The sequence below is a fragment of the Arthrobacter sp. CMU6 genome (genome assembly GCF_059090205.1).
This window is the reverse complement of the sequence record NZ_JBNHFL010000091.1, coordinates 1-587: the sequence shown is the minus strand read 5'-3', so window position 1 is coordinate 587 and position 587 is coordinate 1. Positions and strand designations below refer to the sequence as shown.

At 66.3% G+C, this 587-nt stretch carries 1 protein-coding gene; it reads left to right on the top strand.

Annotated features, from left to right (window positions below; translation table 11 throughout):
* On the top strand, nucleotides 1-587 hold a 587-nt coding region (locus AC5RWD_RS23185), incomplete at both ends, for an aldehyde dehydrogenase family protein (protein ID WP_494022266.1).

Genomic DNA, 587 nt, shown 5'->3' with positions numbered 1-587 from the left:
CACCATCAAACGCCTCACCCTCGAACTCGGCGGCAACGACGCCGGCATCGTCCTGCCCGACGCCGACCCCAAAACCATCGCCCAGGACCTCTTCTGGGGCGCCTTCATCAACACCGGCCAAACCTGCGCCGCGCTCAAACGCCTCTACGTCCACGACACCATCTACGACGCCGTCTGCGACGAACTCACCAACGTCGCCAAGGCCACGCCCATGGGCAACGGCCTCGACGAAAACAACGTCCTGGGCCCACTGCAAAACCAAGCCCAGTACGACATCGTCGCCACCCTCGTCCAGGCCGCCAAAGACTCCGGCGCCCGCGTCCTGACCGGCGGCAACCCCGACCCCGCCCAGCCCGGCTACTTCTACCCCGCCACCCTCATCGCCGACATCGACAACAACAACCCCCTCGTCACCGAAGAACAATTCGGCCCCGCCCTGCCCATCATCCGCTACACCACCATCGATGAAGCAGTGGAGATGGCCAACGCCCTCGACGTCGGACTCGGCGCCTCCGTCTGGTCCCCCAACCTCCCCGCCGCCCGCGAGGTGGCCAACCGCATCCAGGCCGGCACCGTCTGGATCAACA